This window comes from Hydrogenophaga sp., assembly GCF_041913525.1.
Classification (GTDB): domain Bacteria; phylum Pseudomonadota; class Gammaproteobacteria; order Burkholderiales; family Burkholderiaceae_C; genus Hydrogenophaga.
Genome location: NZ_JAYSFD010000009.1, coordinates 1 through 15,410 on the forward strand (window position 1 = coordinate 1; position 15,410 = coordinate 15,410).

The window sequence follows — 15,410 nt, forward strand, 5'->3', positions numbered from 1 at the left end:
TGAACAGGTCTTCCTTGCTGGGGAAATACAGAAACAGCGTGCCCTTGGACACGCCGGCGCGGGCCGCCACCTCTTCCACGCGCGTGGCGGCAAAGCCCTTTTCCACGAAAAGTTGCAGCGCCGCGTCCAGCAATTCGCCCGGGCGCGCCTGTTTGCGCCGCGAACGGCGCGGCGGCTCGGCAGGGGCCGGCGTGGGCGTGGGGGCTCGGGGTGCCATGGCGGGGGTTTAATGACCGATGGGTTAGTAATGTACCCCACCGGGCATCCCCGGACCCCGCCCCGGGGCGATCAGGCGGCGATCAGGAGAAGGCCTGGATGCCCGTGATCGCGCGGCCCAGGATGAGGGCGTGGATGTCGTGCGTGCCCTCGTAGGTGTTCACCACCTCCAGGTTCACCAGGTGGCGCGCCACGCCAAATTCGTCGCTGATGCCGTTGCCGCCCATCATGTCGCGCGCCAGGCGCGCAATGTCCAGCGCCTTGCCGCAGCTGTTGCGCTTGAGCACCGAGGTCAACTCCACCGGCGCCTGCCCCTCGTCTTTCAGCCGGCCCAGGCGCAGGCAGCCTTGCAGGCCCATGCCGATCTCGGTGAGCATGTCGGCCAGTTTTTTCTGGATGAGCTGGTTGGCCGCCAGCGGGCGGCCGAACTGCTGGCGGTCCAGCACGTACTGCCGGGCGCGGGCGTAGCAGTCTTCGGCCGCGCCCAGCGCGCCCCAGGCGATGCCGTAGCGCGCGCTGTTGAGGCAGGTGAACGGGCCCTTGAGGCCGCGCACCTCGGGGAAGGCGTTCTCTTCCGGGCAGAACACGTTGTCCATCACGATCTCGCCGGTGATGGAGGCGCGCAGCCCCACCTTGCTGTGGATGGCCGGGGTGCTCAGGCCGGCCATGCCCTTTTCCAGGATGAAGCCGCGAATCGAGCCCTCGTCGTCCTTGGCCCACACCACGAACACGTCGGCAATGGGGCTGTTGGTGATCCACATCTTGGCGCCGCTGAGGCTGTAGCCACCCGCCACCTTGCGGGCGCGCGTCACCATGCTGGCCGGGTCGGAGCCGTGGTTGGGCTCGGTCAGGCCGAAGCAGCCAATCCACTCGCCGCGCGCCAGCTTGGGCAGGTACTTCTGCTTCTGCGCCTCGGTGCCGAACTCGAAGATGGGCACCATCACCAGCGAGCTCTGCACGCTCATCATTGATCGGTAGCCCGAGTCCACCCGTTCCACCTCGCGCGCCACCAGCCCGTAGCTCACGTAGTTCAGGCCCGCGCCGCCGTAGGCCTCGGGAATGGTCACGCCCAACAGGCCGAGGTCGCCCATCTCGCGAAAGATGGCTGGGTCGGTCTTTTCGTGGCGAAAGGCCTCGGTCACGCGCGGGGCCAGGCGCTCCTGGCAATAGGCGTGGGCGGCGTCGCGCACGGCGCGTTCATCGGCGGTGAGCTGACCGTCGAGCTGGAAAGGGTCGTCCCAGGCGAACTGGGCCTTGGCGCGGGGGGCTGCGAGCATGCGTTGTCTCCGGTGCGGGGTGGGGAATCTCGGCATTTTCGGGGTGCCATGCATAGCTGTCTAATATTGAATCCATATCTATCCATACAAAAATCAGATTCATGGAGCTGCGTCACCTGCGCTATTTCCTGGCACTGGCCGAAGAGTTGCACTACGGCCGCGCGGCCCAGCGCCTGTCCATCACCCAGCCGCCGCTGTCGCTCAACATCCAGCAGCTAGAGGCCTCGGTGGGGGCGCCGCTGTTCGTGCGCAACAGCCGCGGCGTGGCGCTCACCGCTGCCGGGCAGGCCTTCGTGCCGGCGGCCCGCGCCGCGCTGGACCAGGTGGCCCGTGCCTCGCGCGAGGCGCGCGAGGTGGCGCAAGGCGTGCGCGGGCACTTGCAGGTGGGCTTTGCCGGCACGGTGCTGTACCGGGGCCTCACGCCCATCCTGCGCCGCTTCGCGCAGGAGCACCCGAGCCTGCGCCTGTCGCTGCGTGAAATGAGCTCCAGCGACCAGCTCACCGAGTTGCTGCACGACCGGCTGGACGCGGGCTTCGTGCACACCGCCCGGGTGCCGCCGGGCTGCTCGCAGATCCTGGTGTCGCGCCAAGGCTTCGTGGCCTGCTTGCCGGCCGGGCATGCCCTGGCGCGTCGGCGCACGCTCGCGCTGGGGCAACTGGCCGGCGAGCCTTTTGTGCTGATCGACCGTGAGGTCTCGCCCGACTACCACGACCGCCTGATCGCCCTGTGCGCCCAGCACGGCCTGGAGCCCGACACCCGTGTGGCCCTGCAGCATTGGCTGAGCGTGGTGGCCGCGGTGTCGCAGGGCCTGGGCGTGTCGCTGGTGCCCGAGGCCATGCGCCAGGTGGGCCTGCCCGGCGTGGTCTTCGTGCCCTTGGCCGGTGATGTGCCGGTGTACGACACCCATTGCTTGTGGAAGACCGAGCGCGAAGCCCCGGCGCTGGCGGCATTCCTGGGGGCTGTGCGGGGCATTGCCCCGGCGCTAGAGTCCCAGCTTTGATTCACAGGCCAAGAACGGAGACGCGCATGAGCGACAAACAGGTGTTGGTGTTGGGCGGCGGCTGCTTCTGGTGCACAGAGGCGGTTTACAAGGAAGTGCGCGGCGTGAGCGACGTGGAATCGGGCTACAGCAATGGCCACGGCCCGCGCCCGAGCTACGAGCTGGTGTGCACCGGGCGCACCGGCTACGTGGAGGTGGTGCGCCTCACCTACGACCCGGCCGAGGTGAGCACGCGCGAGTTGCTGGAGGTGTTCTTCCTCATCCACGACCCCACCACGCCCAACCGCCAGGGCCACGACGTGGGCACGCAGTACCGCAGCGGCATCTACTACACCAGCCTGGAACAAGAGGCCGAGGCGCGTGCGCTCATCGACGAGCTGACCCAGGCCAATGCCTTTGGCGCGCCCATCGTCACCGAGGTGGAGCCCCTGGCCGACTACTGGCCCGCCGAGGACTACCACCAAGACTTTTTCGAGCGCAACCCCTACCAGGGCTACTGCCTGGCGGTGGCCGCGCCCAAGGTGCTCAAGTTCCGCCAGACCCTGGCGCGGCTGGCGAAGTAGGGCGCCAGCGCGGCCACAGCACGATCAGCGCCAGCCCGGCCAGCACCAGGGCGCAGGCCAGCAGCTTCCAGGCCGGCATGGCCTCGCCCAGGCTGAGGGCCGATGCCGACAGGCCAAACACCGGCACCAGCAAGGCCATGGGCGTGATGGTGGCCGCCGGGTGGCGGGCCAGCAGCCAGTTCCAGGCGCCATAGCCAAACAAGGTGTTGCCCACGGCCTGCCACAGCACATTGGCCCAGATGCCAGGGCCGGCGTGGCGCAGCGCATCGGCCATGGCCTGCGGGCCTTCCAGCCAGAGAGACAGGCCCACCAGCGGCGGCACGGCGAAGGCGCTGCTCCACACCATGAAGTGCAGCATGTTCACCGGCCCGGCCGACTTGGCCACCAGGTTGGCGCAGGCCCAGCAGAAGGCGGCGGCCAGCACCGTGCCCAGGCCCAGCAGCGTGACGCTGGCGTCCAGGTGGCTGGCGATCACCCCCAGTCCGGCCAGGGCCAGCGCCAGGCCCGCCAACTGGTAAGGCTGCACCCGCTCGCGCAGCCACCAGATCGACAGCGCGATGGTGAAGAACACCTGCATCTGCACCACCAGCGAGGCCATGCCGGGCGAGATGTCGGCCCGCATGGCCAGAAACATCAGGCCAAACTGGCCCACGCCCAGCAACACCCCGAAAGCCGCCAGCCGCCACCACCGCACCGCCGGCGGTGGCACGAACAGCAGCCAGGGCAGGGCCGACAGGGCAAAGCGCAGCGCGGCGAACAGAAAAGGCGGCAGACCGTCCAGACCCCAGCGGATCACCACAAAGTTGGTGCCCCAGACAAACACCACGGACAGCGCAAGCAAGAAATGGTATAGGGGCATGGCGGCATCGGCGGATGGACGGCCTGCCAGTTTAGGTGGGGCAGGGGGCTTGACAGCTTCTGTACGCTGAAATGGGGGCTGGCCAAGGGGGCCGGCCCGTGTCATTGCCTTGTGTGAAATCCACCATGAATCGATTGGCTTTTGTTCTGCTTGCTTGTATCCTGTCCGTGCCCGCCTGGGCCCAGCATTCCGACAAGGAAACCCAGGAAGACATCAAGCGCCACCGCGCCATGGCCGCCGCCCACGAAGCCGCCGCGAAATGCCTGGCCTCGGGCAAGGGCGAGAAGGCCTGCATGGAGCAACTGGCCATTGACTGCAAGGGCTTGGCCATTGGCAAGTACTGCGGCATGCGCCACGCGCACTGAGCGGCGGTGACAGCGCCCGGGCGAGGGCACCTCACCAGGCGATACCATCGGCGCGGTGAACATCGCCGCCCACCCCGTCGTCGCCTCCCTCACCCCGGTTTTTCTGCTCATCGCCCTCGGCTGGTTCGCCGGGCGGCGCAACTGGATCAGCGATGGCGGCGTCAAAGACCTCTCCAACCTGGTCTTTCTGTTGCTGATCCCCTCGTTGCTGTTTCGCACCATGAGTTCGGTGCGCTTCGAGCAGCTCGATCTGCGCCCGATCGCCGCCTACTTTCCCGCCGCGCTGCTGCTCTTGGCCCTGTCGATTGCCTGGCGTGGATTCAACCGGCGCAGCGTCGTGATGGCCCTGGCGGGTACCTTCTCCAACATGGTGATGATCGGCATCACCCTGGTGGAACTGGCCTATGGCAAGGCCGGCCTGGTGACGCTGCTCACCCTGGTGTCGGTGCACGCCCTGATCTTGCTCACCGTGGGCTCGGTGGTGCTGGAACTGACCGTGGCCCGCGAGGCCCGGCAAGACGGCGGGCGCCAGGTGCACCTGGCCCAGACCGCCTGGTCGGCAGTGAAGGGCGCGCTGATCCACCCCATTCCCTTGCCCATCCTCTGCGGCTTGCTTTATGCCCAGACCGGCTGGGGCCTGCCCATGGTGGTGGACAAGCCGCTGCAACTGCTGGGCAGCGCCTTCGGCCCGATCTCGCTGGTGCTGGTGGGCGTGACCCTGGCCAAGACGGCGCTGGGCCACCACCTGCGCTCGGCCGCGCTGATCGTGGTGTCAAAAAACCTGGTGCTGCCGGTGATGGTGGGCCTGAGCGCCTGGGCCATGGGCATCACCGGCTTGCAACTCACCGTGTTGGTGGTGGCAGGCGCCCTGCCCATTGGCGCCAACGTGTTTCTGTTTGCCCAGCGCTACGAGGTGGCGCAAGACCTCACCACCGCCAGCATGGGCCTGTCCACCGTGGTGGCCTTGTTCACGCTGAGCGCGGCCATGGCCATCATGGGGTTCATTGGCTGATCTTGCGGGCCTCTTCGATCTGGTATTCGAAGTAGTGCTGGATGCCAAAGGCCAGGCTGCCCATGAAGGCCACCGTGCCCACCAGCAGCGAGGCCACCAGCGCCAAAATGGTCAGCCAGTTGGTTTCGCCAGCGCCCGATTGCGGGTCTTGTCCCGGGTTGAACCAGCGGTTCCATTTCTCTTTGTCGCTCAAGGCATAAACGATGCCGGTGAGGCAACTGGCCGCCAGGGTGACGCCGATGAAGGGCACCAGCACCCAGGAGAGCTTGTCGTCCTGCCCGTAGGTGAGCACCCGCTCCACGCCCCACAAGCCCAGTGCGGTGGGCACCGGGTGCAGCCAGCCAATCCAATCGCCAAGGCCCCTCAGGTAGAAGCGGTGCAATCCCAGGGTGCCACCGATCAGGGCGAGCCAGACGGCCAATGTTTTGTTTTTGCGGGCCATGGTCACGCCTCCTGCGGGGGCGTGCGGTCGCCCGCGCCCAGGGTTTTTTCCATCAGCACGATGTCCAGCCAGCGGTTGAACTTCCAGCCGCACGACTTCACCGTGCCCACGTGCTCAAAGCCCAGCGCGCGGTGCACGCCGATGGAGCCGGCGTTGGCCGAATCACCAATGACCGCCATCACCTTGCGGATGCCGCCCCGCTCCAGCGCCGCCAGCAACTCGGCCAGCAGGGCACGGCCCAGGCCCTGGCCCGCGGCCTCGGGCGCCAGGTAGATGGAGTCTTCCACCGAGAACCGGTAAGCCGGGCGCGGCTTGAACCAGTTGCCGTAGGCAAAGCCCAGCACCTGGCCGTCGTCACCTTCCACCACCAGCCAGGGCAGGCCCTTGCCCAGCACGTCGGCGCGGCGGGTGGCCATCTCGGCCTCGGTGGGCGCGGTGGTCTCGAAAGTGCCGGTGCCGTGCAGCACGTGGTGGCCGTAAATGCGGGCGATGGCGGGCAGGTCGCCATCGTGGCTGGGTCTGATGGTGGGCATGGTGGGGTTTGAAGGGCGTCGGCGCGCGGTCGGCGTTAATGGGAACGATTGAATGGCTATAATCGCGGGCTTTGCGACGTTTCGCTGGCCGGGTGGTCAGTCGTGTGTCTCAAGCGTTGCAATCAACGGATCGCAAGATCCGGTGGGGTGTCCAAGTAGGCCACCCCGAACCACCCGAAGGATAAATCATGGTCGTCATTCGACTCTCCCGCGGCGGCGCCAAAGCCCGTCCGTTCTACAACATCGTGGTCGCCGACAAGCGCAACCGCCGTGACGGTCGCTTCATCGAGCGCATCGGTTTCTACAACCCCCTGGCCAAGGGTGGTGAAGAGCCCCTGCGCATTGCACAAGACCGCCTGACCTACTGGACCGGCGTGGGTGCCATCCCCTCCGAGACCGTGGCTCGCCTGATCAAGCAAGCCGCCGCCAAGGCCGCCGCCTAAGCGCTGGCATGCCCCAACCCATGAGCACGGCACTGGTGCCATCGGCCTTGCCGGCCGACGCGGTGGAGTTGGGGCGCATCCAGGACGCCTGGGGCATCAAGGGCTGGGTCCGCATCCAGCCCCACAGCGCCGACACCGACGCGCTGTTCGCCTCTCAAGACTGGTTTCTTCAGCCGCCCGAAGCCCGCTTCGCGCGCGGCTTTTCGGCTTTCTCGGGCTGCGTGACGGTCCGCGTGGCCGAACTCAAGGCGCATGCCGACGGCCTGGTGGCGCGCCTGGATGGCGTGGCCGACCGCAACACGGCCGAGTCGCTCAAGGGCTGTCGCATCAGCCTGCCGCGCAGTGCATTCCCCGAGACGCCCGAGGGCGAGTACTACTGGGTCGACCTGATCGGCCTGGACGTGGTCAACCGCGAAGGCGTGAACCTGGGGGTGGTGCGCGACCTCATGGCCACCGGCCCCACCTCGGTGCTCGTGCTCGAATACCCCGTGGTCGAAGACGGGGTGGAAAAGTCGGCCGAGCGCATGATTCCCTTCGTGTCGGCCTACATCGACGAAGTTGATCGTCAGGCGCGGCGCATCGTTGCCGACTGGCAACCCGACTACTGATCCATCAAGCCCCTCAGCCGCTGAAGGCGGTGCGCGAGGCGGCGTGCCCCGGCACGGCGACAATCGCGCCATGCGTTTCGACGTCATCACCCTGTTTCCCGAGTTGTTCGGGCCTTTTCTGCAGCACGGCATCAACCGGCGCGCCTTTGAGTCGCGCCAGGTGGACGTGAGGCTGTGGAACCCGCGCGATTACGCCGAAGGCAATTACCGCCGCGTGGACGACCGGCCTTTCGGCGGCGGCCCCGGCATGGTGATGATGGCCGAGCCTCTGTGGCGTTGCCTGCAGGCCATTCGTACCGATCGCGCCGAGCCTGAGGGCCAGCGCGCCCCGGTGGTGCTGTTCTCGCCCATCGGGCAGCGCCTGGACCATGCCGCTGTGGCCGCCTGGTCAGACAGCCAGGGCGCGGTGCTGGTGTGCGGTCGCTACGAGGGCATTGACCAGCGCTTCATTGATACCTGTGTGGACCTGCAGATCAGCCTGGGCGATTTCGTGCTGTCCGGCGGCGAAATCCCGGCCATGGCCTTGCTGGACGCGGTGGCCCGCTTGCAGCCCGGCGTGCTCAGCGACCAGGGCAGCCACCAGCAAGACAGCTTCAACCCCGCGCTCGACGGCCTGCTCGACAGCCCGCACCACACGCGCCCCGAGGTGTGGGAGGGCCCGCAAGGGCCCATGCCAGTGCCTGAGGTGCTGCTGGGCGGCCACCACGGCCACATCGCGCGTTACCGGCGCGAGCAAAGCCTGAGCCTGACCGCGCGCCACCGGCCCGAGTTGCTGGCCCAGGCGCGCGAGCAAGGGCGGCTCAGCCGGGCCGACGAGCTTTACCTGCGCCAGCAGGGTTGGCTATAATGGCGGGCTTTCGATCCTCTGGTCGGCCGCTGTGACCGGGTCAGCCTGCTTGAAGCCCAGTGCCAATAGCCAGCGCCCCTGCCGGATTCGCAGCCTTTAGTGCAGCGCGGCCATGATCGTGAAACAGGAAACCATGAACCTCATCCAGACCCTCGAGCAAGAAGAAATTGCTCGCCTCGGCAAGACCATTCCCGAATTCGCCCCTGGCGACACCGTGATCGTCAGCGTCAACGTGATCGAAGGCACCCGCAAGCGCCTGCAGGCCTACGAAGGCGTGGTGATCGCTCGTCGCAACCGTGGCCTGAACTCCAGCTTCATCGTTCGCAAGATCTCCAACGGCGAAGGCGTGGAGCGTACCTTCCCGCTGTACAGCCCGCTGATCGCCAAGATCGAAGTGAAGCGCCGTGGTGACGTGCGCCGCGCCAAGCTGTACTACCTGCGCCAGCGCAGCGGCAAGTCGGCCCGCATCAAGGAAAAGCTGGGCGCCTGATACGTCCGCGACACCGAAAGAGCCGCTCCCCGGAGCGGCTTTTTTGCGTCTGGCCTATGCTCAAGCCATGAGTTCGCCAACCCTAGCGCTGCCCGCTTTCGATCCCCGCACCGTGCCCGTGGTGGCCGACGGCGCTTTGTCGCCTTTGCCGCCCGCACCCGCGGGGCGACTGACGCCCCAGGGGCTGCGCGAGTTGTTTGCCGCGCCGCCGGTGTGGACGCCCGAGCTGGCGCACGAGCCGCGTTTCCTGGACCGTTCGCCGGCGGAGGCCTCGGTCTTGCTGCCGCTGGTGATGCGCGACGAGCTGAAGCTGCTGCTCACCCAGCGCACGCCGCACCTCTCCACCCACTCGGGCCAGATCGCGTTTCCGGGCGGCAAGCGCGACGAGACCGACCCCGACGCCGTGGCCGCCGCGCTGCGCGAGGCGGAAGAAGAGATTGGCCTGCCTCGCTCTCACGTCGAGGTGCTGGGCCACATGCCCACCTATGTCACCGGCTCTGCTTTCATCATCACGCCGGTGGTGGCCCTGGTGCAGCCCGACTTTGACCTGCGCCCCAACCCCGACGAGGTGGCCGATGTGTTCGAGGTGCCGCTGTCTTTCCTGATGGACCCGCGCCACCACCGCCGCCACGCCATGGCGATCAACGGCCAGCGGCGCGAGTGGTACTCAATGCCTTACGACGACGCGGGTCGCGAGCGCTTCATCTGGGGCGCCACCGCCGGCATGCTGCGCAACTTTTACCGATTGCTCAGCGCCTGAGGCGGGCCCGAGCGCCACTATCATCGGCGGATGGGATTTTTAGCCGTCCTCCTGGCGCTGCTGCTCGAGCAAGCCCGCCCCCTCGCTTTCGACAACCCTGTGCATGCCGGGCTGCGCTCTTGGGCGCGCACCGTGCGCCGCAACCTGGATGCGGGCCAGTCGGCCCATGGCTGGCTGGCTTGGTTGCTGGCCGCTGGCGTGCCGGCGCTGGTGGTGATGCTGGTCTACCACGCCCTGTGGCAATTCAGCGTGCTGCTCTCGTTTGCCTGGGTGGTGGCCGTTCTTTACGTGACGCTGGGCTTTCGCCAGTTCAGCCACCACTTCAGCGAAATCCGCCGCTCGCTGGACGAAGGCAACGACGCCCAGGCGCGTGAGCAGTTGGCGCAGTGGCTGCGGGTGCAGCCCTCCAGCCTGCCGCGCGCTGAGTTGCTGCGCCAGGTGATCGAACACTCGGTGCTGGCGGCGCACCGCCATGTGTTCGGCGTGCTGGTGTGTTTCGTGGTGTTCTGGGCCGTGGGCCTGGGGCCGGCGGGCGCGGTGTTCTACCGCATGGCTGAGTACTTGTCGCGCAACTGGCGCGCCCGCCCAGACGGCACGCCCAGCGCGGCATTGCAGAACGCGGCGGCCCAGGCCTGGCGCTGGGTGGACCATGTGCCCGCGCGCGTCACCGCCATGGGCTTTGCCATCGTGGGCAATTTCGAAGAAGCGGTGGCGAGTTGGCGCGGCGACGCGGCACGCTTTGCGCCTGGCAGCGACGGCGTGGTGCTGGCGGCCACCTCGGGTGCGCTCAACGTGCGCCTGATTGCCCAGCCCGAAGGCGCTGGCCCGCTGGACGACAGCGACCCGGCCGCGCGGCCGCAGCCCCAGTTGGCCCACCTGGGCAGCGTGGTGGGGCTGGTGTGGCGCTCGGTGGTGCTGTGGATGCTGCTGCTGGCCTTGCTGACGCTGGCGCGCTTCTGAGCGGGCCTTTGCCTGCACCTCAGTAGCGCGGTGGGGCCGAGAGTTCTTCGAACAGGCTCTCGTAGAGGCGGTGGCGCTGCTCGTTGATGGCCAACGGGTCTTGCGCCGGGTCGGTGCCCACATGGGCGCGCACGCCGCAGCCGGGTTCGTGTCGGTGGGTGCAGTTGTAGAAGCGGCAGTCGCCCAGCGTGGCGCGCAGGTCGGGCATGAGTTGCGCCAGGCGCGTGGGCTCGATGTGGTGCAGGCCGAATTCCTGGAAACCGGGTGAGTCGATCAGCGCGGTCTGGCGCTGGTCGTCGGTCCAGTACCAGGTGGTGCTGGTGGTGGTGTGCTTGCCCGAGTTCAGGGCGCGCGAGATTTCACCGGTTTGCGCGCCCGCGTGCGGCACCAGCCGGTTCACCAGTGTGCTCTTGCCCACGCCAGACGGCCCCAGCACCAGGGTGTGCCGGCCTTGCAGCCGGGATGAGAGCTCGGCCACGCCGTGCTCGGCGCCGGCCTGCAGGCACAGCGGCAGCACGGGGCAGCCCATGCGGCGGTAGGCGTCCAGGCGGGCCCAGGCGCGCTCGAAGGTGGCGCCCAGGTCTTGTTTGTTGAGCACGATGAGGGCATCGATGCCGGCGTCTTCGGCGGCGATCAGGGCGCGGGTGAGCTGGCTTTCGGAGAACTCGGGGTCGGCGGCCAGCAGCACCAGCACCTGGTCGAGGTTGGCGGCGAAGGACTTGGTGCGCAGCTCGTCCTGGCGGTAGAACAGGTTACGCCGGGGCTCCACGCGCTCGATGCTGCCCTCGTCGCCAGTGGCCTGCCACTGCACGCGGTCGCCCACGACCACGGCGTTTTTCTTGCCTCGCGGGTGGCACAGCAGGCGGGTGCCGTCGTCTTGTTCGACGAGGCAGTGGCGGCCGTGTGCGGCCACCACCAGGCCAGGTTGCAGCGTCGCCATCAAGTGCCTTGCAGCGCGTCCACGGCGCGGGCGCAGAAGAAGTCGCTCACCGAGATGCCGTTCACGTCGTGGGTGTTGAAGCGCAGCGTGCAGCGGTTGTAGCCAAAGCTCACGTCGGGGTGGTGGTCTTCGCGGTGGGCGATCCAGGCCACGGCGTTGACGAAGGCCATGGTCTCGTGGAAGTTGGCGAAGGACCAGGTCTTTTCCAGCGCGCCGTCGATGAGCTTCCAGCCGTTGGCGGCGTCGCCATTGACCTGGGTGAGCTGGGTGACGACTTCGGTGGCGGTCAGGGCGCGGCGGTTGTGGTGGATGGGGTTCATGGGTCAGGCCGCCTGTAGGCGGGAGAGTCGCTCGCTGGCGGGCGGGTGGGAGTAGTAGAAGCGCGCGTACACCGGGTCGGGCGTGAGCGTGCTGGCGTTGTCCTGGTAGAGCTTGAGCAGGGCGCTGGCGAGGTCGGCGCCGCTGGTGTGTTCCACCGCGTAGGCGTCGGCCTCGAACTCGTGGCGTCGCGAGAGCTGGGCCATGAGGGGCGAGAGGAAGTAGGTGGCCAGGGGTGCTGCCAGCAGGAAGAGGATGAGGGCCAGCGCGTCGTTGGGCGCGTCCATGGCGGGGTAGACGCCCAGGCCGCTGTAGAACCAGGCTTGCGAGGACACCCAGCCCAGCAGGGCGAAGCCACCCAGGCTCATGGCGAACAGCAGCACGATGCGCTTGAGGATGTGGCGGCGGCGGTAGTGGCCCAGTTCGTGGGCGAGCACGGCGTCCACCTCGGCGGGGGTGAGCTGGCGCAGCAGCGTGTCGAAGAACACGACGCGCTTGGCGGCGCCGAAGCCGGTGAAGTAGGCGTTGGCGTGGGCGCTGCGTTTGCTGCCGTCCATCACGTAGAGGCCCTTGGCCGAGAAGCCGCAGCGCGCCATGAGGGCCTGCACGCGGGTCTTGAGGGTGTCGTCGGTGAGGGGCTCGAACTTGTTGAACAGCGGGGCGATGACGGTGGGGTAGAGCACCAGGGCCAGCAGGTTGAAGACCATCCAGGCGCCCCAGGCCCAGAGCCACCAGGTGGGGCCGGCAGCCTGCATGAGCCAGAGCACCAGGGCGGCAATGGGCAGGCCCACAACGGCGCCCACCAGCGTGCCTTTGATGAGGTCACTGACCCAGAGGCCCGGCGTCATTTTGTTGAAGCCAAAGCGCTCTTCGAGGCGGAAGGTGGTGTACCAGGCCAGCGGCAGCGACACCAGGCCGCCGATCAGCGCGAAGCTGCCCAGCAGCGCCAGCTCTTGCAACAGGCCGCCGCCCATCCAGGCCAGCAGGGCCTGGTTGAGCAGGTCCAGGCCGCCCAGCAGGGTCCAGCCCAGCAGCACGGCCGACTCGAAGGCCATCTCCAGCAGGCCGAAGCGGGTCTTGGCGATGGTGTAGTCGGCGGCCTTGGCGTGGGCTTCGGGCGAGATGGTCTGGGCGAAGGCCGCGGGCACCTGGTGGCGGTGGCGGGCCACGTGGCGGATCTGGCGGCTGGCCAGCACGGTGCGCGTGAGCAGACCGGCGGCCAGCAGCAAGCAGAAAAAGGCGGTGAAGGTGAGGGCGGCGGCGTCCATGGGGCGCGAGTCTAGCGAAGCCGCTGGCGCCCGCGCGAAAAAGGGCCATGGCCGCGATCGGCGAAAATCGCCCGATGTCCACCGATACCCCCACCCTGACCAAGAGCGACCAGAACCTGGTCTGGCTCGACTGTGAAATGAGCGGGCTTGACCCCGAGAAAGAGCGACTGCTGGAGATTGCGGTGGTCATCACCGGCCCGCAACTCACCCCCCGGGTGGAAGGCCCGGTGATCGTGATCCACCAGAGCGATGCGGTGCTCAACGCCATGGACGCCTGGAACAAGGGCACGCACGGCAAGAGCGGCCTGATCGACAAGGTCAAGGCCAGCACCGTGACGGAAGCCGAGGCCGAGGCCGAGCTGCTGGCCTTCATCTCGCGCTATGTGCCGCGCAACGGCACGCCCATGTGCGGCAACTCCATCGGGCAAGACCGCCGTTTCCTGGTGAAGTACATGCCCAAGCTGGAGTCGTATTTCCACTACCGCAACCTGGACGTGAGCACCCTGAAGGAACTGGCCAAGCGCTGGAAGCCCGAGGTGTACGAGTCGTTCAAGAAGCACCAGAAGCACACCGCGCTGGCCGATGTGCACGAGTCCATCGACGAGCTGGAGCACTACCGCACCCATTTCCTGCGCTGAGCTGCGCAGCAGGGCCTTCGCCGGCCCCTGAGCGCCGGGCCCGGGCGGGCCTGTGTCGCTGAAATGTCAAAATCGTGACCTTCACGAGAATTTCATATGCCCAAGCGAAATCGATTCATCGCGCGCCACCTGGAAGTTTTGCAACTCGGTGGCGCTTTGCTTTTCCTGCTGCTCACCGGTCTGTACGCCTCGCTCACCGGCGCAGCCGATGCCTCTCTCAGCACCTCGGCGGTGTGGCTGCTCATCGTCGCGGCGGCGGTGGGTGCCTACATGGCCATGAACATCGGCGCCAACGACGTGGCCAACAACATGGGTCCCGCCGTGGGTTCCGGCGCCATGACCATGGGCTGGGCCATCGTGGTGGCCGCCGTGTTCGAGGCGGTGGGCGCCATCGTGGCCGGTGGCGACGTGGTGGGCACCATCAAGGGCGGCATCATTGACCCGGCGGCCATCAGCGATGCGTCGATGTTCGCCGCCGTGATGTTCGCCGCGCTGCTGGCCGGGGCCCTGTGGCTGAACCTGGCCACCGCGCTGGGCGCGCCGGTGTCCACCACGCACTCGATCATCGGGGCCGTGATGGGCGCGGGCATCGCGGCCGGCGGCTGGGGCCTGGTGAACTGGGGCACCATCGGCTCCATCGTCATCAGCTGGGTGATTTCGCCCGTGTCGGGCGGCATCATCGCGGCGCTGTTCCTCTACATCATCAAGCGCAGCGTCACCTACAAGTCGGACAAGACCGAAGCCGCCGCGCGGGTGGTGCCCATCATGATCGCGCTGATGGTGTGGTCGTACGGCACCTACATGCTGCTCAAGGGCATGGGCCAACTGGTGAAGGTGGGTTTTGTGCCCGCGCTCATCGGCGGCGGCGTGCTGGCCCTGGTGGTGTGGGCGCTGATTCGCGGGCCCATTGCCCGCCGCGCCATGGCGCAAGACAACAGCAAAGACGGTGTGAACAGGCTCTTCACCTGGCCGCTGGTGTGCTCGGCGGCGTTGCTGAGCTTTGCCCACGGCGCCAATGACGTGGCCAACGCCATTGGCCCGCTGGCCGCCATTTACGAGGCGGTGAAGGCCGGCGCCATCGCCACCAAGGCGGGCACGCCGATGTGGATCATGGTGCTGGGTGCGCTGGGCCTGTCGGTGGGCCTGGCCCTGTACGGCGCCAAGCTGATTCGCACCGTGGGCAAGGAGATCACCGAGCTGGACAACATCCGCGCGTACTCCATCGCCATGGCCGCCACGCTCACCGTGATCGTGGCCTCGCAGATGGGCATGCCGGTGTCCACCACCCACATCTCGATTGGCGCGGTGTTTGGCGTGGGCTTCCTGCGCGAATTGCTCAAGGTGAACTACGCCAAGATGGAGGCCGCCGTGCGCGCCGGTCACCAGGGCGCTGACCGCGACGAGGTGGAAAGCTACCTGCAGCGTTTCGAGGCCGCCGAGGTGCACGAGAAGAAGCGCATGCTGGCCGAAATGAAGCAGCGCGCCAAGGCGCAGGCGCTGGCCGATGGCACCGTCTTTGCCAAGAAGGAGCGCAAGGCCTTCAAGAAGGCCTACAAGCAGGAGATCGTGAAGCGCTCGGCGGTGATGCGCATCGTGGCGGCGTGGATCGTCACCGTGCCGGCCACCGCCTTGCTGGCCGCGCTGCTGTTCTACGTGGTGCGCGCTGTCATGAACTGAGGGCCGTTTCGGCGCCCGATACCCTAAGGTGTTGGGGTTTTCCCGAAAGTGTGCGACAATCGCGGGCTTCGCTGGAAACGGCGAAGCCCTTTGTGCATTGGCCTCACTCACTGGCCCCCGAATCCGAGCCCTTTCAGGCGCTCGACCGGGGCCCCCCGCTCCCGGCGTCACCCTATCGACGCCACTTTCGCGG

Annotated in this window: 20 protein-coding genes; 12 read left to right on the forward strand and 8 right to left on the reverse strand. The window is 67.5% G+C overall.

Features of this window, described 5'->3' with window-relative positions:
- Together ACE3RQ_RS12075 and ACE3RQ_RS12080 are read right to left on the reverse strand one after the other, a co-directional pair.
- A partial coding sequence (locus tag ACE3RQ_RS12075; protein ID WP_374522258.1) for a helix-turn-helix domain-containing protein occupies positions 1–217 on the reverse strand: 217 nt, incomplete at its 3' end.
- Between the two features lie 82 nt (positions 218–299).
- A complete protein-coding gene (locus ACE3RQ_RS12080) occupies positions 300–1,493 on the reverse strand; it encodes an acyl-CoA dehydrogenase (RefSeq protein WP_374522259.1) in 1,194 nt (397 codons plus the stop codon).
- A gap of 101 nt (positions 1,494–1,594) precedes the next feature.
- Between ACE3RQ_RS12080 and ACE3RQ_RS12085 the strand changes: the two genes are divergently transcribed.
- Both ACE3RQ_RS12085 and msrA read left to right on the forward strand, forming a co-directional pair.
- On the forward strand, positions 1,595–2,494 hold the full coding sequence (locus ACE3RQ_RS12085) for a LysR substrate-binding domain-containing protein (protein ID WP_374522260.1): 900 nt from the start codon (positions 1,595–1,597) through the stop codon (positions 2,492–2,494).
- 26 nt (positions 2,495–2,520) lie between these two features.
- A complete protein-coding gene (gene msrA, locus ACE3RQ_RS12090) occupies positions 2,521–3,057 on the forward strand; it encodes a peptide-methionine (S)-S-oxide reductase MsrA (RefSeq protein WP_374522261.1) in 537 nt (178 codons plus the stop codon).
- On the opposite strand, the gene ACE3RQ_RS12095 is transcribed toward msrA, so the two are convergent.
- Positions 3,020–3,916 carry an EamA family transporter gene (locus ACE3RQ_RS12095; protein ID WP_374522262.1) on the reverse strand — a complete coding sequence of 299 codons (897 nt, stop codon included), beginning with the start codon at positions 3,914–3,916 and terminating at the stop codon, positions 3,020–3,022. The two genes, msrA and ACE3RQ_RS12095, sit on opposite strands and share 38 nt — an antisense overlap.
- Positions 3,917–4,041: 125 nt before the next feature.
- Here ACE3RQ_RS12095 and ACE3RQ_RS12100 point away from each other — a divergent pair, with 125 nt between their 5' ends.
- The gene (locus ACE3RQ_RS12100; RefSeq protein WP_374522263.1) at positions 4,042–4,281 is read left to right on the forward strand and encodes a hypothetical protein; all 240 of its coding nucleotides are present in this window, start codon (positions 4,042–4,044) and stop codon (positions 4,279–4,281) included.
- Between the two features lie 55 nt (positions 4,282–4,336).
- Positions 4,337–5,293, forward strand: coding sequence for an AEC family transporter (locus ACE3RQ_RS12105; protein WP_374522264.1), 957 nt, complete (start codon positions 4,337–4,339; stop codon positions 5,291–5,293).
- On the opposite strand, the gene ACE3RQ_RS12110 is transcribed toward ACE3RQ_RS12105, so the two are convergent.
- Positions 5,283–5,735 (reverse strand): NINE protein, encoded by a 453-nt coding sequence (locus ACE3RQ_RS12110; protein WP_374522265.1) that lies wholly within the window; start codon positions 5,733–5,735, stop codon positions 5,283–5,285. The genes ACE3RQ_RS12105 and ACE3RQ_RS12110 overlap by 11 nt on opposite strands.
- 2 nt (positions 5,736–5,737) lie before the next feature.
- Positions 5,738–6,268 (reverse strand): N-acetyltransferase family protein, encoded by a 531-nt coding sequence (locus tag ACE3RQ_RS12115; RefSeq protein WP_374522266.1) that lies wholly within the window; start codon positions 6,266–6,268, stop codon positions 5,738–5,740.
- 188 nt (positions 6,269–6,456) lie between these two features.
- Here ACE3RQ_RS12115 and rpsP point away from each other — a divergent pair, with 188 nt between their 5' ends.
- From rpsP to ACE3RQ_RS12145, 6 genes are all read left to right on the forward strand, one after another.
- Positions 6,457–6,711 (forward strand): 30S ribosomal protein S16, encoded by a 255-nt coding sequence (gene rpsP, locus ACE3RQ_RS12120; protein WP_374522267.1) that lies wholly within the window; start codon positions 6,457–6,459, stop codon positions 6,709–6,711.
- Positions 6,712–6,731: 20 nt separating this feature from the next.
- On the forward strand, positions 6,732–7,319 hold the full coding sequence (gene rimM, locus ACE3RQ_RS12125; protein ID WP_374522268.1) for a ribosome maturation factor RimM: 588 nt from the start codon (positions 6,732–6,734) through the stop codon (positions 7,317–7,319).
- Between the two features lie 70 nt (positions 7,320–7,389).
- Complete coding sequence (gene trmD, locus ACE3RQ_RS12130; protein WP_374522269.1) at positions 7,390–8,166, forward strand: tRNA (guanosine(37)-N1)-methyltransferase TrmD; 777 nt, start codon at positions 7,390–7,392, stop codon at positions 8,164–8,166.
- A gap of 133 nt (positions 8,167–8,299) precedes the next feature.
- A complete protein-coding gene (gene rplS / locus ACE3RQ_RS12135; protein ID WP_374522428.1) occupies positions 8,300–8,656 on the forward strand; it encodes a 50S ribosomal protein L19 in 357 nt (118 codons plus the stop codon).
- 67 nt (positions 8,657–8,723) lie between these two features.
- On the forward strand, positions 8,724–9,416 hold the full coding sequence (locus ACE3RQ_RS12140) for a CoA pyrophosphatase (RefSeq protein ID WP_374522270.1): 693 nt from the start codon (positions 8,724–8,726) through the stop codon (positions 9,414–9,416).
- A gap of 30 nt (positions 9,417–9,446) precedes the next feature.
- Positions 9,447–10,376 (forward strand): CobD/CbiB family protein, encoded by a 930-nt coding sequence (locus tag ACE3RQ_RS12145; RefSeq protein ID WP_374522271.1) that lies wholly within the window; start codon positions 9,447–9,449, stop codon positions 10,374–10,376.
- Between the two features lie 19 nt (positions 10,377–10,395).
- On the opposite strand, the gene rsgA is transcribed toward ACE3RQ_RS12145, so the two are convergent.
- The 3 genes from rsgA to ACE3RQ_RS12160 are packed head-to-tail and all read right to left on the reverse strand — an operon-like array spanning position 10,396 to position 12,902.
- Positions 10,396–11,316, reverse strand: a complete 921-nt coding sequence (gene rsgA / locus ACE3RQ_RS12150) for a ribosome small subunit-dependent GTPase A (RefSeq protein WP_374522272.1) — start codon at positions 11,314–11,316, stop codon at positions 10,396–10,398.
- On the reverse strand, positions 11,316–11,636 hold the full coding sequence (locus ACE3RQ_RS12155; RefSeq protein WP_374522273.1) for a 4a-hydroxytetrahydrobiopterin dehydratase: 321 nt from the start codon (positions 11,634–11,636) through the stop codon (positions 11,316–11,318). The genes rsgA and ACE3RQ_RS12155 overlap by 1 nt, the downstream gene beginning before the upstream one ends.
- Before the next feature lie 3 nt (positions 11,637–11,639).
- The gene (locus ACE3RQ_RS12160) at positions 11,640–12,902 is read right to left on the reverse strand and encodes a M48 family metallopeptidase (protein ID WP_374522274.1); all 1,263 of its coding nucleotides are present in this window, start codon (positions 12,900–12,902) and stop codon (positions 11,640–11,642) included.
- A 74-nt stretch (positions 12,903–12,976) separates the two neighbouring features.
- On the opposite strand from ACE3RQ_RS12160, the gene orn reads away from it, so the two are divergent.
- A complete protein-coding gene (gene orn / locus ACE3RQ_RS12165; protein WP_374522275.1) occupies positions 12,977–13,540 on the forward strand; it encodes an oligoribonuclease in 564 nt (187 codons plus the stop codon).
- Positions 13,541–13,636: 96 nt separating this feature from the next.
- Complete coding sequence (locus tag ACE3RQ_RS12170) at positions 13,637–15,217, forward strand: inorganic phosphate transporter (RefSeq protein ID WP_374522276.1); 1,581 nt, start codon at positions 13,637–13,639, stop codon at positions 15,215–15,217.
- The last annotated feature ends 193 nt before the right edge of the window (positions 15,218–15,410 follow it).

Excerpts from the sequence above, each read along its gene's own strand:
- ACE3RQ_RS12080 (WP_374522259.1), bottom strand. The coding sequence starts at position 1,493 with ATGCTCGCAGCCCCCCGCGCCAAGGCCCAGTTCGCCTGGGACGACCCT.
- ACE3RQ_RS12085 (WP_374522260.1), top strand. The coding sequence starts at position 1,595 with ATGGAGCTGCGTCACCTGCGCTATTTCCTGGCACTGGCCGAAGAGTTG.
- msrA (WP_374522261.1), top strand. The coding sequence starts at position 2,521 with ATGAGCGACAAACAGGTGTTGGTGTTGGGCGGCGGCTGCTTCTGGTGC.
- ACE3RQ_RS12095 (WP_374522262.1), bottom strand. The coding sequence starts at position 3,916 with ATGCCCCTATACCATTTCTTGCTTGCGCTGTCCGTGGTGTTTGTCTGG.
- ACE3RQ_RS12100 (WP_374522263.1), top strand. The coding sequence starts at position 4,042 with ATGAATCGATTGGCTTTTGTTCTGCTTGCTTGTATCCTGTCCGTGCCC.
- ACE3RQ_RS12110 (WP_374522265.1), bottom strand. The coding sequence starts at position 5,735 with ATGGCCCGCAAAAACAAAACATTGGCCGTCTGGCTCGCCCTGATCGGT.
- ACE3RQ_RS12115 (WP_374522266.1), bottom strand. The coding sequence starts at position 6,268 with ATGCCCACCATCAGACCCAGCCACGATGGCGACCTGCCCGCCATCGCC.
- rpsP (WP_374522267.1), top strand. The coding sequence starts at position 6,457 with ATGGTCGTCATTCGACTCTCCCGCGGCGGCGCCAAAGCCCGTCCGTTC.
- rimM (WP_374522268.1), top strand. The coding sequence starts at position 6,732 with ATGAGCACGGCACTGGTGCCATCGGCCTTGCCGGCCGACGCGGTGGAG.
- trmD (WP_374522269.1), top strand. The coding sequence starts at position 7,390 with ATGCGTTTCGACGTCATCACCCTGTTTCCCGAGTTGTTCGGGCCTTTT.
- rplS (WP_374522428.1), top strand. The coding sequence starts at position 8,300 with ATGAACCTCATCCAGACCCTCGAGCAAGAAGAAATTGCTCGCCTCGGC.
- ACE3RQ_RS12140 (WP_374522270.1), top strand. The coding sequence starts at position 8,724 with ATGAGTTCGCCAACCCTAGCGCTGCCCGCTTTCGATCCCCGCACCGTG.
- ACE3RQ_RS12145 (WP_374522271.1), top strand. The coding sequence starts at position 9,447 with ATGGGATTTTTAGCCGTCCTCCTGGCGCTGCTGCTCGAGCAAGCCCGC.
- rsgA (WP_374522272.1), bottom strand. The coding sequence starts at position 11,316 with ATGGCGACGCTGCAACCTGGCCTGGTGGTGGCCGCACACGGCCGCCAC.
- ACE3RQ_RS12155 (WP_374522273.1), bottom strand. The coding sequence starts at position 11,636 with ATGAACCCCATCCACCACAACCGCCGCGCCCTGACCGCCACCGAAGTC.
- ACE3RQ_RS12160 (WP_374522274.1), bottom strand. The coding sequence starts at position 12,902 with ATGGACGCCGCCGCCCTCACCTTCACCGCCTTTTTCTGCTTGCTGCTG.
- orn (WP_374522275.1), top strand. The coding sequence starts at position 12,977 with ATGTCCACCGATACCCCCACCCTGACCAAGAGCGACCAGAACCTGGTC.
- ACE3RQ_RS12170 (WP_374522276.1), top strand. The coding sequence starts at position 13,637 with ATGCCCAAGCGAAATCGATTCATCGCGCGCCACCTGGAAGTTTTGCAA.